This window comes from Acinetobacter sp. WCHAc060025 (genome assembly GCF_004209355.1).
Classification (GTDB): domain Bacteria; phylum Pseudomonadota; class Gammaproteobacteria; order Pseudomonadales; family Moraxellaceae; genus Acinetobacter; species Acinetobacter wuhouensis.
The window spans coordinates 113,803-127,194 of sequence record NZ_SGSX01000012.1; the positions used below are offsets into that span (position 1 = coordinate 113,803).

11 protein-coding genes are annotated in these 13,392 nt (G+C 37.6%); 5 read left to right on the forward strand and 6 right to left on the reverse strand.

Annotated elements, in window-relative coordinates; genetic code table 11:
* Positions 1–46 precede the first annotated feature (46 nt).
* Complete coding sequence (locus tag EXE09_RS11770) at positions 47–1,000, reverse strand: LysR substrate-binding domain-containing protein (protein ID WP_130117396.1); 954 nt, start codon at positions 998–1,000, stop codon at positions 47–49.
* Positions 1,001–1,275: 275 nt separating this feature from the next.
* Here EXE09_RS11770 and EXE09_RS11775 point away from each other — a divergent pair, with 275 nt between their 5' ends.
* From EXE09_RS11775 to EXE09_RS11785, 3 genes are all read left to right on the forward strand, one after another.
* Positions 1,276–2,496, forward strand: a complete 1,221-nt coding sequence (locus EXE09_RS11775) for an acyl-CoA dehydrogenase (RefSeq protein ID WP_130117397.1) — start codon at positions 1,276–1,278, stop codon at positions 2,494–2,496.
* 237 nt (positions 2,497–2,733) lie between these two features.
* Positions 2,734–3,954 carry a CaiB/BaiF CoA transferase family protein gene (locus tag EXE09_RS11780; RefSeq protein ID WP_130117398.1) on the forward strand — a complete coding sequence of 407 codons (1,221 nt, stop codon included), beginning with the start codon at positions 2,734–2,736 and terminating at the stop codon, positions 3,952–3,954.
* Positions 3,955–4,152: 198 nt separating this feature from the next.
* Positions 4,153–4,827 carry a hypothetical protein gene (locus tag EXE09_RS11785; RefSeq protein WP_130117399.1) on the forward strand — a complete coding sequence of 225 codons (675 nt, stop codon included), beginning with the start codon at positions 4,153–4,155 and terminating at the stop codon, positions 4,825–4,827.
* Positions 4,828–4,866: 39 nt separating this feature from the next.
* On the opposite strand, the gene ppk1 is transcribed toward EXE09_RS11785, so the two are convergent.
* From ppk1 to EXE09_RS11805, 4 genes are all read right to left on the reverse strand, one after another.
* The gene (gene ppk1 / locus EXE09_RS11790; RefSeq protein WP_130117400.1) at positions 4,867–6,972 is read right to left on the reverse strand and encodes a polyphosphate kinase 1; all 2,106 of its coding nucleotides are present in this window, start codon (positions 6,970–6,972) and stop codon (positions 4,867–4,869) included.
* A gap of 216 nt (positions 6,973–7,188) precedes the next feature.
* Entirely contained in the window at positions 7,189–7,659 is a 471-nt protein-coding gene (locus EXE09_RS11795; protein WP_130117401.1) for a hypothetical protein, read from the reverse strand.
* Positions 7,660–7,892: 233 nt separating this feature from the next.
* Positions 7,893–8,813, reverse strand: coding sequence for an ornithine carbamoyltransferase (gene argF / locus EXE09_RS11800; RefSeq protein WP_068974654.1), 921 nt, complete (start codon positions 8,811–8,813; stop codon positions 7,893–7,895).
* 100 nt (positions 8,814–8,913) lie between these two features.
* Positions 8,914–9,594: a TetR/AcrR family transcriptional regulator gene (locus EXE09_RS11805; RefSeq protein WP_130117402.1), complete on the reverse strand. Its 681-nt coding sequence runs from the start codon at positions 9,592–9,594 to the stop codon at positions 8,914–8,916.
* A 237-nt stretch (positions 9,595–9,831) separates the two neighbouring features.
* Here EXE09_RS11805 and prpB point away from each other — a divergent pair, with 237 nt between their 5' ends.
* Both prpB and prpC read left to right on the forward strand, forming a co-directional pair.
* On the forward strand, positions 9,832–10,716 hold the full coding sequence (prpB, locus tag EXE09_RS11810; protein WP_130117403.1) for a methylisocitrate lyase: 885 nt from the start codon (positions 9,832–9,834) through the stop codon (positions 10,714–10,716).
* 2 nt (positions 10,717–10,718) lie between these two features.
* Positions 10,719–11,846 (forward strand): 2-methylcitrate synthase, encoded by a 1,128-nt coding sequence (prpC, locus tag EXE09_RS11815; RefSeq protein ID WP_130117404.1) that lies wholly within the window; start codon positions 10,719–10,721, stop codon positions 11,844–11,846.
* Positions 11,847–11,940: 94 nt separating this feature from the next.
* Here the strand turns inward: prpC and EXE09_RS11820 are convergent, their stop codons facing one another.
* Positions 11,941–13,380 carry a hypothetical protein gene (locus EXE09_RS11820; RefSeq protein ID WP_130117405.1) on the reverse strand — a complete coding sequence of 480 codons (1,440 nt, stop codon included), beginning with the start codon at positions 13,378–13,380 and terminating at the stop codon, positions 11,941–11,943.
* Positions 13,381–13,392: the final 12 nt, after the last annotated feature.

The window sequence follows — 13,392 nt, forward strand, 5'->3', positions numbered from 1 at the left end:
ACCTCTTTATTTTAAATAAAGTTTTAGATAAGAAATTCTCCGAACCTTATTTCATAAAAGTGTTTTGGGATAATTCAACCTCCGTCAGTAGCCATTCAATAAATTTTGCAATGAGTGGCGACTGTTGCTGTTCAGCATAGACAAAATAATATGCGCGAGAGCCTTTCAGCTTAATATCTGAAGCGATGATTAATTCGCCAGAACGGAGTTCTTTTTCAAGCAGTTTTTGCGGAATTAAAGCAACGCCCATGTGGTGTATGGCTGCAACAGCGAGCATGGAAAATAGTTCGTGCCGTTGTCCATCGAGTGCAAAAGGATGATCTAGATCAGATACTTCAAACCATTCTTTCCAAATATAAGGGCGTGTGGTTTGTTGTAATAAAGGCAGGCGCGCGATTTCCTGTGCAGATAAGCTACGCGTTAATTCACCTGAATGTCCTTTGAGTTCAGGAAAATGCTTAAATATTAAATCTGCTGAGCATACAGGTACGACATCTTCATTCATTAAATAATGTGTTTTTGCATTTGGCCAATTTTCAACTTGAGCAGGTGTACCTGTATAGATCGCTGCATCAAAAATATGATCACTGAATAAAAATGGTTTGGTGCTAGTTTCCAAATGAATCGTAATTTCAGGATGAATTTCATTAAATTTATACAGTCGCGGTAATAGCCAACGCGTCGCAAAAGTGGGTACGACACCAATTTTCAGCGTCCCACCTAAGCCTTTATGACTCATCACATCTAATGTGCTTTGTTCAATGCCTGATAAATGCGATTTGATATTTTTAAAATAATGTTCACCCGCTTGCGTGAGTTCGACGCCGTGACGGGTACGATTAAATAAATTCAATCCTAAAAATTCTTCAAGTTGTTGTACTTGCCGAGATACTGCGCTTTGGGTCAGATGCAGTTCTTGTGCTGCAAAGGTATAGCTTAAATGCTTTGCAGCTGCTTCAAAACAGATCAGTGATTGTAGTGAGGGAATCATTCTACGCATATTCGTTCCTTGAATATCTTAATGAAAATTGAAGTTCTAGTTGAATGATTTATATCAATAATACTGCTTCAAAATATATTTAAACAATATCTACGCTCAGGGTTGAACTTTAGTCTGATCTTAAAATAGGAAAATAAACTCATCTTCACTATTGAGCCAATCAAAACACAAGATATGCATAAATGGAATATCTGAGTGCGAATTTATCGTTTGAAAGCTTGATTGTTCACGTTTAAATTGAATGTAACAACAAAACGAGATGCGCAGAGGAAGCGATGAATCAAATGGTCAATACTAAGAAAACCCGTGTTCAATTTAACTGGCAAGATCCATTTTTATTGGAACAACAACTGACTTCAGAAGAACGTATGATCCGTGATGCAGCTGCTGCTTATTCACAAGACAAACTCATGCCACGTGTTTTAGAACAATTCCGTCATGAAAAAACCGATGCTTCGATTTTCCGCGAAATGGGCGAGTTAGGCTTATTAGGTCCAACGATTCCAGAGCAATACGGCGGTGCAGGTTTAAACTATGTCAGCTATGGTTTGATCGCACGTGAAGTTGAACGTGTGGACTCAGGTTACCGTTCAATGGCAAGTGTACAAAGTTCATTGGTTATGGTACCGATCAATGAATTTGGTTCAGAAGAACAAAAACAAAAGTATTTACCTAAACTGGCAACAGGTGAATATATTGGTTGCTTCGGTTTAACTGAGCCTGATCATGGTTCTGACCCTGGCAGCATGATTACTCGCGCTAAAAAAGTTGAGGGCGGTTATCGTTTGACTGGCGCGAAAATGTGGATTACCAACAGTCCAATTGCCGATGTATTTGTAGTTTGGGCGAAAGAAGTTTCTGCTGAAGGCAATGTTGGTGAGATTCGTGGCTTTATTTTAGAGAAAGGCTGGGAAGGTCTATCAGCACCTGCGATTCATGGCAAAGTTGGTCTACGTGCGTCAATCACAGGTGAAATCGTGATGGACAATGTCTTTGTCCCTGAAGAAAATGCTTTCCCAGAAATCCGTGGATTACGTGGTCCATTTACCTGTTTAAACAGTGCGCGTTATGGTATTGCTTGGGGTGCAATGGGTGCGGCTGAGTTTTGTTGGCAAACTGCACATCAATACACCATGGATCGTAAACAATTTGGTCGTCCATTGGCTGCCAATCAATTGATCCAAAAGAAACTGGCAGATATGCAAACTGAGATAGCATTAGGTCTACAAATCGCATTGCGTTTTGGTCGTATGAAAGATGAGGGTATTGCTTCAGTTGAAGGGACTTCATTAATCAAGCGTAATAATTGTGGCAAAGCTTTAGATATTGCTCGCGTTGCTCGTGACATGATGGGTGGCAATGGAATCAGTGATGAATTTGGTGTGGCACGCCATTTAGTGAATCTTGAAGTGGTCAATACCTATGAAGGTACACATGATGTTCATGCTTTGATCCTTGGTCGTGCTCAAACTGGTATTGCAGCTTTCGGTAACTAAGTTGATATAAATCATTGCATTAAAAACCTTTAAGGATGTTCATGATTGAGCATCCTTGGATTGATTTTACTTCAAGAAATTCAATCCATCATATTTCTCAAGCTGAACATAAAATTTGTTAATACAATTGTGAAATTGACTTTGAGAATATATAACTGTCTATTTTATTTAGAAATGATGCAGTTAAAACATAATAAAGCATGGACAGAGAAGCTAAATATCTATAAGGGAAGTAACATGGGTGCATTACAAGGAATTCGAGTTTTAGACCTGAGTCGCGTACTTGCAGGACCATGGTGTGGACAAATTCTGGCAGACTTAGGTGCAGAAGTCATCAAAGTTGAACGACCTCATGTCGGTGATGATACCCGTATGTGGGGACCGCCGTGGATGTTAGATCAACAGGGTAAAGCCACCCGTGAGTCAGGCTATTACCAATGTGCAAACCGAAATAAATCATCAGTCGCGATTGATATTGCAACAGAAGAGGGACAAAAAATAGTTCAAGAAATCGCGAAAACAGCAGATGTTGTTATCGAAAATTTTAAAGCAGGCTCATTAAAAAAATATGGCTTGGATTATGACACGCTCAGTCAAATTAATCCTAAACTCGTCTATTGCTCAATTACTGGCTTTGGTCAGGATGGACCACGCGCTGAAGAACCTGGTTATGATTTTATCATCCAAGGTATGTCAGGTTTGATGAGTATCACGGGTGAAAAAGACGGTGAGCTAGGTGCAAGTTCGCAAAAAGTAGGTGTCGCTGTTGTCGATATTCAAACAGGACTTTACTCAACCATTGCGATTCAAGCTGCGTTGCTTTCACGGCATCAAACAGGCAAAGGGCAATATATCGATATGTCCTTGCTTGATGTACAAGTGGCAGCATTGGCAAATCAGGGTATGAACTATCTGACTTCTGGTGTTGCACCTCAGCGTATGGGGAATAATCATCCCAATATTGTGCCTTATCAAACATTTCAAGCGCAGGATAAAGAATTTATCATTGCGTGCGGTAATGATAAACAATTTAAAGACTTATGTATTGCGATTGGTAAGTCAGAATTATTGGAGAATCCTAATTACATTCGTAATCAAGACCGAGTAAAAAATCGTGCTGAATTGGTGCCTTTATTGGCAGAGTATTTCAAGACCAATACAGCTAAACATTGGGTGGATGCAATCCATGCTGTGAAAGTCCCTGTAGGTGTGATTAATTCAGTTGCGGATGCACTAGATGAGCCTCAAATTCAGCATCGACAAATGGTGGTAAATATTCCACATGCCTACAATCCGAATTTTAAAGTGATTGGTTCTCCAATTAAAATGTCAGATACACCTGTAGAATATCGTAATGCGCCACCACGATTGGGGGAGCATACTGATGAAATATTAAGTCAGATTCTCACGAAAGATGAAATATTGAAATTGAAACTTGCGGGTATTATTGAAGGCTAGTGAGGCGTAATGGTAATAAAGGCAATGATATGTTTTTATTACCAAAATTATATTAAATAAACTGAATGTTGATGATTAATAATCAAATTCATAAACCTAAATAAAATAAAAACATGTTAATGCAGGATTAACGTAAAATAGAAAAATTGATCTAACTATCAATGAATTGAAAATTTGAATTATTTGGAAAATATAACAATGAACTATCTCGAAAAAATAAGCCAACTATATCAATTAAATTCGAAAGAGAATCATGGTTTTAGTCTTGGAATGATTCAAGAAATGCAAAATCGACTCTCGATTCAACTGCCTGAAGTATTAAAGCGTTATTACATAACACTTGGGCAAGAGCAAAATATTAACCAAAGCCATAATCGCTTACTCTTTGCAGATGGTGTTGAGTTTATAGATCATGAGTACTTAGTTTTTTTTGAAGAAAATCAGAATGTTGTTATTTGGGGGATTAAGCGTGAAGATCTGACGAAAGATGACCCGCCTATATATGGTGGTTATGCATATGATGATGGTCACTTAGAGTGGCATTATGAAATTGACACATGTTCTGGTTTTTTAACTTTGATGGCGATTTATAATGGTACTATGGGTGGTTTAAAATATAATGCAAATGCTTTGGATCCTGTCTCAGTTGAAACCACTCAATATATTCTAAAAAATTGGCAATACCAAGATGATATAAGCTTGACAACGCAAAAATCTTATACCAATGACTTCAATGAGGTTATCAGTCTATCTTTTAATGCTGCAGGAGAAGCTTCTGCTATTTTCATCGGAACAAATAAAGAAGATATCTATGAAAATATGTTAGAAAAGTTAGATGTATTTTGGAGTTATCTCTCAATTGAAGATGAATAAGGCAGATTAATTGCCTTATTCTGTATTTGAACGATTAAATTACGCAGTCGTAGGAATAATCCTTTGTTGCATCAAAACTTGCTGTGCAATATGAATTTCAGCACCTTCTTCAGGATGTACGGCATGCCACTCATCCTGATCATTCAATTCCCATGCACGAACATTGTCTTTGAGGTAGCTAAGTAATCCAAATTCAATAATTTGTTTCTTCAATTTTTTATCTTCAATCGGGAAACAGGTTTCGACACGTGAGAATAAATTGCGCCCCATCCAGTCCGCACTGGCACAATATAAGTCATCAATCCCTGCATTATGGAAATAATAAACACGAGTATGTTCTAAAAAGCGTCCCACAATTGAACGAACATGGATATTTTCAGACAAGCCCTTAATTTGTGGTTTTAAACAGCAAATTGAACGAATAATTAAATCAATTTTAACCCCAGCTTGAGAGGCAATATATAGTGCTGCTATTAATTTAGGTTCAGTTAAAGCATTCACTTTAATGATAATACGGGCTTTTTTCCCAGCTTTCGCATGCTCAGTTTCTTGCTGAATTAGATCTAATAACTGAGAGTGTAAGGTAAAGGGTGCATGAAATAGTTTTTTGAGTTTGAGTAACTTGCCCATCCCAGTCAATTCTTGGAAAATTTTATGTACATCTTCGCAAATATCAGGATCAGTGGTGAGTAAACCATAATCGGTGTACATCCGTGCATTACCCGCATGGTAGTTGCCTGTACCTAGATGCACATAACGTTTCAATTGATGATTTTCACGGCGCACAATCAAAATCATTTTGGCATGGGTTTTATAGCCAACAATGCCATAAACGACGACAGCACCTGCTTCTTGCAAAATATTCGCTACAGTAATATTTGACTCCTCATCAAAACGCGCGCGTAATTCAATTACCGCCGTGACTTCTTTACCATTACGCGCAGCTTCAGCGAGCACTTGAACGATTTCAGAATCTGGACCACTACGATATAAAGTTTGTTTGATCGCCAAAACATTGGGATCTTGAGCTGCTTCTTTGAGCAAATTAATCACAGGTTTGAACGAGTCAAAAGGGTGATGTAACAATACGTCTTGTTTACTTAAAACCTCAAAGGTATTTTTTGCATTTCTGAGAACTTTAGGAATAACGGCTTGATATGGTTTAAAACGTAATTCAGGAATATCAAAATTGGTAATTAAACGGGTTAAGTTTACAGGACCATCAACTTGATATAACTGAGAATGATCAAGATCAAACTGCTCCAATAAATAGTTATTGATCGAATCAGGGCAATTATTGGCGATTTCTAAACGTACAGCACGACCAAAACGACGTGATGATAATTCATCTTTGAGTGCAACTGCCAAATCATCGACATCTTCAGCAAGGGTTAAATCCGCATTTCGCGTCACACGGAATTGATAACATCCCGTTGCAGTCATACCTGGGAATAAATCATTGATATGTTGATGAATAATAGCTGACAATAAAATGTAATGTTCTTCACCATTGGTGAGTTCGTCTGGTAAACGGATGGCTCTAGGCAGAGAACGAGGTGCAGGGACGATGGCTAATTCAATATGACGACCAAAAGCATCTTTACCTTCCAAAGTGACAATAAAATTCAGACTTTTATTGACGAGTCTTGGGAAAGGGTGGGAAGGATCAAGGCTGATTGGAGTGACTACAGGTTGAACTTGTTTGAAAAAATAATTTTTAATCCAATCTTTATGCTTTTCTTCAATATCGTTGTATTGAATAAATCTAACCCCATAATCTGCAAGTTCAGGCAATAATACATTGTTTAATATATGGTATTGCTCTTCAATTGCGAGATGCGCTTTTTCTGAAATGTGTTCAAGAATCACTTCATTGGGAATGCCATCAGGTGCAGTGGTAATACTATTCATATCCACTTGCTTCATTAAACCTGCAACACGAATTTCAAAAAACTCATCAAGGTTTCGAGAGAAAATAATTAAAAAATTTAAACGTTCTAGCAAAGGATGATTTTCATCCTTTGCTTGCGCCAAGACACGTTTGTGAAATTCGAAAAGTGAAATTTCACGATTAATATATGTTTCTGAACTGTGTTGAAATTCGTAAATTTGAGAATGATTTGAAGCCGGCATGATCTGCGTCATTTGAAAAACTGTCTAGAAGACCTTGTAGGGCATAGTAAGTTTTATATATGACAGAAATGTTACATTTCTTAAAATATTGAACATTTCTTTCTTCTAAATAGTTAAAAAATAAAGTTTTTATCAACTCAAGCCAAATGAAATAGAATTCTTTCATTATAGTTTAAATGATTAATTTTAAATTATTCAATTGTTTAGAAGATGTAGCATTGTACGGCCTTAAAACTTACATTGATCATTATTCACTTTTATTTCATAGCTTTTTTGATCTGAAGATAATTTCATTTTCACATAATAAGGATTACGTCTTTGAAACTCATTTTCAAAAATCAGATGACAATTTTCAATCATTCCTTTGATTAGGTACTGTTGAGTTTGTTCTTTACCGACACTTTTAGCAAATTGGTCGAAATCTTCAGAAGTAATGAGTCCTTGTAAACTGATGTGATCATGAGACATCTGCATTTGTTCAATGACTGTGTTTTGGTCAATTTGGACAGGGTAAACGCGTGAATCTTCATCGCTCAATGCAGCTAAAATGATGTCTAAATTTTTTTGATCTTTGATTTTATAGTTTTGGTCAATCAGATTTTTTTGAATCAGATACGTATCAAGTTCTGTCGCATGTGACGACATTGCAAATACAGAAAATAAGGATACAGTAAGTGCAGGAATTATTTTGAATTTCATTTGAATAATACACATATAGATAGTATGGTTTTATTATATGCAATCTTTCTTATTTTAGGGGTAAGTTTTTGTTTAATAATTTGTTTCTTCACAAGAATAAGCCAAAAGTTGTTTCTATTATGGTTGGAGTAATAACTACTGATAGGGAAATGTATTTTTCTCGAAAGAATATTCTTTTATTTCAATAAAAAAGGCTTTGATTTACAAAGCCTTTGATATATTACATATTGAAATTAGTCTTTTTTCAAATTCTCATTAATTAAAAATTCAACCAATGCTTTTTGTGCATGAAGACGGTTTTCTGCTTCATCCCAAACCACAGCATTTTTATGGTCAAGCATATTTTCAGAAATTTCTTCACCACGGTGCGCAGGTAAGCAATGCATAAATAAGCAATCAGGATGCGCTAAATCCATCAGTTTTTCATTCACTTGATAATCAGCAAATGCTTTTTCACGGATTTTTTGCTCTTCTTCTTGCCCCATACTCGCCCAAACGTCAGTCACGATCAGGTCAGCATTCACCGCAGCATCTTCAGCAGATTCAAACACTTCTGCACAATGCGCAAATTCAGATAAGAATTCAGGCTTTGGCTCATAGCCTTTCGGAGAAGCGATCTTTAATTTAAAGCCCCACATATGTGCAGCTTCAATATATGAATTACACATATTGTTGCCATCACCAATCCAAGCCACAGTTTTTCCTGCGATTGGACCACGATGTTCAACAAAAGTTTGTACGTCTGCAAGTAATTGACAAGGATGATGATCATCTGTCAAAGCGTTGATCACAGGAACACTTGAGTATTCAGCAAAACGTTCAACGATGTCATGACCAAAAGTACGAATCATCACAACATCAAGCATACTTGAAATCACACGTGCTGAATCTTCGATCGGCTCGCCACGACCCAACTGAGTATCGCGAGATGAAAGGAAAATTGCACTACCACCAAACTGAGTCATACCAGCTTCGAACGACACTCGCGTACGGGTACTCGATTTTTCAAAAATCATTCCCATGACTTTGCCAACAAAGGGTTGGAACACTTCATTGTTATGTTGTTTTCGCTTTAACTCTTGAGCACGTTCAATGATACGGTTAAGTTCAGCAGTTGATAAGTCACGTAAAGTAAGAAAATGTCGTAGAGCCATGGTTACTCCACAATAATTGTCTAGTCAAAGCCAATAGGGTATTGACCAACAATTCATTGTTGGTGGTTGATGAAAATAAAAAGGAGAATCATCTAATATACTATAGGAATGTCAAAACGCAAAAAAAATAGACTTTTTGATGACCGTCTAAGAAGCGATCTACACAATAACTGACGCAATCGAATATTTCTTGATCAGTTTCTTGGATATGAATGCCCATTAAAATTCGCCATTCTAGGTTTCTAAGTATTCCAAAATAGAATTGAGCAGAATAAAGCGGATTATCGCATTTTAAAAGTTGCTTTCCAGCGCAACTTTCTAAGGCTTTTGCGATTGCAAGTTGAACCTGCTTAGGACCTTTTTCGTGGATATACAATGCCAGTTGTGGGTCTTTTTGTGAGCGTTCAAAGATCAGTCGAATAAAAGCGATATTTTCCGGCATGATCATGTGTTTATAAAAGGTAATGAGCGTCGTGATTAGATAAGGGCGTAGTTCATTTTGTACTGGGTTAAAAGGAATACACACATCTTTGAAGAATAAATCACGGCGATAATCACAAATTGAAGTGAATAGACCTTCTTTATTACCAAAATATTTATAAATGGAAGCTTTAGATCCACCTGCATGATTGACAATATCATCTAAGGAAACAGCATCATAACCACGCTCTAAAAATAAATCATTGGCACTTATCAATAACGCAAGGCGACGCTCATACCCACGCTTGGTTTGCGGGTAATCACATCGAGTCATTTCAATTTGTGCTAAATCTTCGTTCATAGATCACATGCAGAAAAAAGGTATTTTTGATTATATCAAAGATAGCCATAAAATTCTTATGGAATACATTTTTGCATTATTTTGATGAAAAAAAATACAAATAAATGAAAAAATGAATCAAAATTCATTTTTCTTTGACTAAAGTTTTAGAGTAAACTACCCAAACTGCCATATGCGAATAATAAATTATGGCTATACTCAAAACTCAATAAACAAGTGACCACTGTGGAAAGGAATATGACACAACAAACGTCTGCAGGCTTAAGATTTAGACAAGCACTGGAAGTGGAAAAACCATTACAAATTATCGGTACAGTCAACGCTTATGCAGCGATGATGGCGAAACAAGTCGGTTACAAAGCGATTTATCTTTCGGGTGCTGGTGTTGCCAACTATTCATACGGGTTACCTGATTTAGGCATGACCAGCTTAGACAACGTATTGGAGGATGTTCGTCGTATTACCGAACGTGTAGACACACCATTATTGGTTGACATTGACACAGGTTGGGGTGGTGCATTCAATATCGCACGTACTGTGAAACAGATGATTGCCGCAGGTGCAGCCGCTGTGCATATCGAAGACCAAGTGGCACAAAAACGTTGTGGTCACCGTCCAAACAAAGAAATCGTGTCGCAACAAGAAATGGTAGATCGCATTAAAGCTGCGGTTGATGCTAAAACTGATTCTAATTTTGTGGTGATGGCACGTACCGATGCCCTACAAAAAGAAGGTTTGCAAGCGGTGATTGACCGTGCATGTGCATGTGTAGAGGCAGGTGCAGATGCAATTTTTGCTGAAGCAATGACAGACATTACCATGTACAAAACAGTGTGTGATGCAGTCGGTGTACCAGTTCTTGCAAATATCACTGAATTTGGTGATACACCGTATTACACCACTCAAGAATTGGGTGAGCAAGGTATTTCAATGGTGCTTTATCCATTGTCAGCGACTCGTGCTATGCAAAAAGCAGCACTCGAAGTATTCCGTTCGATTCGTGAAAATGGTACGCAAGTGAATGTACTTGATACCATGCAACAACGTAAAGAACTGTATGAATTCCTTGATTATCATACTTTTGAAAATACATTAGACAAATTATTCACTGAAGGAAAATAAAAATGGCTGAAGGAAAAGTACTCACCGGCGCAGGATTGCGTGGACAAGTGGCAGGGAAAACAGCTTTATCAACAGTCGGTAAAAGTGGCGCAGGCTTAACTTACCGTGGTTATGATGTGCAAGATTTGGCTGAAAACTGCCAATTTGAAGAAGTTGCATACTTAATTTTCTTTGGTGAATTACCAACGACTGAACAACTTGCTGCCTATAAAGCAAAACTCAAATCACTTCGTCAATTGCCACAAGCCTTGAAAGAAGTACTTGAGCGCATTCCTGCGGATTCACACCCAATGGATGTGATGCGTACAGGTGTTTCAATGTTGGGTAACATTGAAACTGAGAAATCATTCGATGAACAACAAGATGTTGCAAACCGTATTTTAGCAACTTTACCTGCAATCATTTGCTACTGGTACCGTTTCAGCCATGATGGCGTGCGTATCGAAGAAAACACAGATGATGATTCTATCGGTGCTCAATTCCTTCACCTTCTTCGTGGTGAAAAGCCAAATGAATTGCATGAGCAAGTGATGAATGTTTCGTTGATTCTATATGCTGAGCATGAATTCAATGCATCAACATTCACAGCACGTGTATGTGCATCAACATTATCAGATATGCATTCATGTATCACAGGTGCAATTGGTTCACTTCGTGGCCCATTACACGGTGGTGCAAACGAAGCTGCGATGGAAATGATCGAAAACTGGACGTCTCCTGAAGAAGCGGAACGTGAAATGCTCGGTAAATTGGCACGTAAAGAAAAGATCATGGGCTTCGGTCATGCGATCTACAAAGACAATGACCCACGTAACGGCATCATCAAAATTTGGTCTGAAAAATTGGCGAAAGATGTAGGTGATACTGTTCTTTACCCAGTATCAGTACGTTGTGAAGAAGTGATGTGGCGTGAGAAGAAATTGTTCTGTAATGCGGACTTTTTCCATGCGTCTGCATACCACTTTATGGATATCGCAACCAAACTGTTCACGCCAATCTTCGTGATGAGCCGTGTAACAGGTTGGGCAGCGCATGTGATGGAGCAACGTGCAGATAACCGTATTATTCGTCCAAGTGCGGATTATACTGGTCCAGAATTGCGTAAAGTTGTACCGATTGCTGAACGTTAATAGCTCATTACTACTTTGAAATAATAGTAAGATAAAACACCCAATGAATTCATTGGGTGTTTTTTTACTCTATTCGTCGAGTAAAGCTCTGATTTTATAACTGCTTTGGAATGGTATCCCAGAATAATCTGATGTTGCGATTAAATGTTAATGCAGATTGATCACCATTTGCTAAATTCATCTGGCAATCATATAGGTTGCCTGTTTTAGATCCTATGCTTGTAATTGTTTTATGCCGCAATGTAATTTCTCCTGGAATTGCAAGAACTGCATTTGGGCATCCTGCTGTTGATAGTGCCTCTTTCAGCGGGTAAGAGCCTGAGTTTCGTTGCGTTTTCCCATCACAAAACCAATTGTTTTTATTGGATGTAGAGCGCCAACAAAAAGCGAGTGCTTTTACAGCAGATGTGTCTGAAGATGGTGTGACAATAATAGGTTGTTTGGGAGCGGTTGTAGTTGTGGTCGTATTGTCTTTTGGGGGGAGAGTAATTGAACCCGGTGGGCCACTTGAATCAGGAGGGGAAAAAATTATGTTGGGATTGGTAGGACTTGAGCCAGTATCTTTAGGTGGATTTGATGATTCATTAACAGGTCTTTCGAAAAAATAATTTGGCCCACATATGTTATATGGCATGAAGCCTAGAGTCGCTTTTGCAAACAATGAATCTGTATTTACATTACCATTATTTTGTAGATTTAGAGTTTTATAATCGTATACGGTAATTAAGAAGGGTTCATATTTAATCAGGTCTTTAATGTGCATAGCACCTATACCTGGCTCAGGTGGGATATAAGTCGTTAAAGGTTGATCGGGATCGAATTTTAATTCAAAAGGTCGTTCTACATTGGTAAAGCTGATATTTATTGGGCCTGTATCAGCACTTGTTGACTCTAAATTCCCTTTTATTGAAACCTGAGCTTTACCAGTGCTAATTTTTTTCCAAGTGAGTTCTGTATCTTTAAAATGGTAAGTGACAGGATTGGTGTTAATAGACCCAGATTTTGTATTATAGCCACTGAGTTCAAGCTGATCCGTTTGGTATTGAACAGCTTGATCAGTTTCAGTGATATTAAGCTTACCATTGACGGTTTGTTTCTCTTTACTATCTTGCGTTGATAAATTTAAATTCTTAAAGTCATAAGTCGTATTGTTATTAGATAGATATACTTCACCTTGCGCTAAAATTTCTGTGTCAAAAATCCCAAGACAATTATTAAATAAAATCTTTTGGTTATTTGTGTCTACTGTATATGAACCCGATGTGCATTTTTTACCTTTTTGAATAATGTCGTACATACCATTGGATAGCATATTCAGTGGACCATTGAATAAAACTTCGCGCATGACAAGCGCACTGGCTTTCTCAGCAAATGCTTGTTCATTCATGGTGGTGTTTGTTGGAGGATTATTTTCGGTACGTTGCTCTTGTGTAGCTGAAGTTCCATTTTGATTATCGTCATCACCACCTCCACAAGCAGTCAGTAATAAGATGATGACGATTGGATAAAATTTATCAAATAACTTTATTTGCATGGTGATCTTTCC

Excerpts from the sequence above, each read along its gene's own strand:
- EXE09_RS11820 (WP_130117405.1), bottom strand. The coding sequence starts at position 13,380 with ATGCAAATAAAGTTATTTGATAAATTTTATCCAATCGTCATCATCTTA.
- ppk1 (WP_130117400.1), bottom strand. The coding sequence starts at position 6,972 with ATGACGCAGATCATGCCGGCTTCAAATCATTCTCAAATTTACGAATTT.
- EXE09_RS11770 (WP_130117396.1), bottom strand. The coding sequence starts at position 1,000 with ATGCGTAGAATGATTCCCTCACTACAATCACTGATCTGTTTTGAAGCA.
- prpC (WP_130117404.1), top strand. The coding sequence starts at position 10,719 with ATGGCTGAAGGAAAAGTACTCACCGGCGCAGGATTGCGTGGACAAGTG.
- argF (WP_068974654.1), bottom strand. The coding sequence starts at position 8,813 with ATGGCTCTACGACATTTTCTTACTTTACGTGACTTATCAACTGCTGAA.
- EXE09_RS11775 (WP_130117397.1), top strand. The coding sequence starts at position 1,276 with ATGAATCAAATGGTCAATACTAAGAAAACCCGTGTTCAATTTAACTGG.
- prpB (WP_130117403.1), top strand. The coding sequence starts at position 9,832 with ATGACACAACAAACGTCTGCAGGCTTAAGATTTAGACAAGCACTGGAA.
- EXE09_RS11780 (WP_130117398.1), top strand. The coding sequence starts at position 2,734 with ATGGGTGCATTACAAGGAATTCGAGTTTTAGACCTGAGTCGCGTACTT.
- EXE09_RS11785 (WP_130117399.1), top strand. The coding sequence starts at position 4,153 with ATGAACTATCTCGAAAAAATAAGCCAACTATATCAATTAAATTCGAAA.
- EXE09_RS11805 (WP_130117402.1), bottom strand. The coding sequence starts at position 9,594 with ATGAACGAAGATTTAGCACAAATTGAAATGACTCGATGTGATTACCCG.
- EXE09_RS11795 (WP_130117401.1), bottom strand. The coding sequence starts at position 7,659 with ATGAAATTCAAAATAATTCCTGCACTTACTGTATCCTTATTTTCTGTA.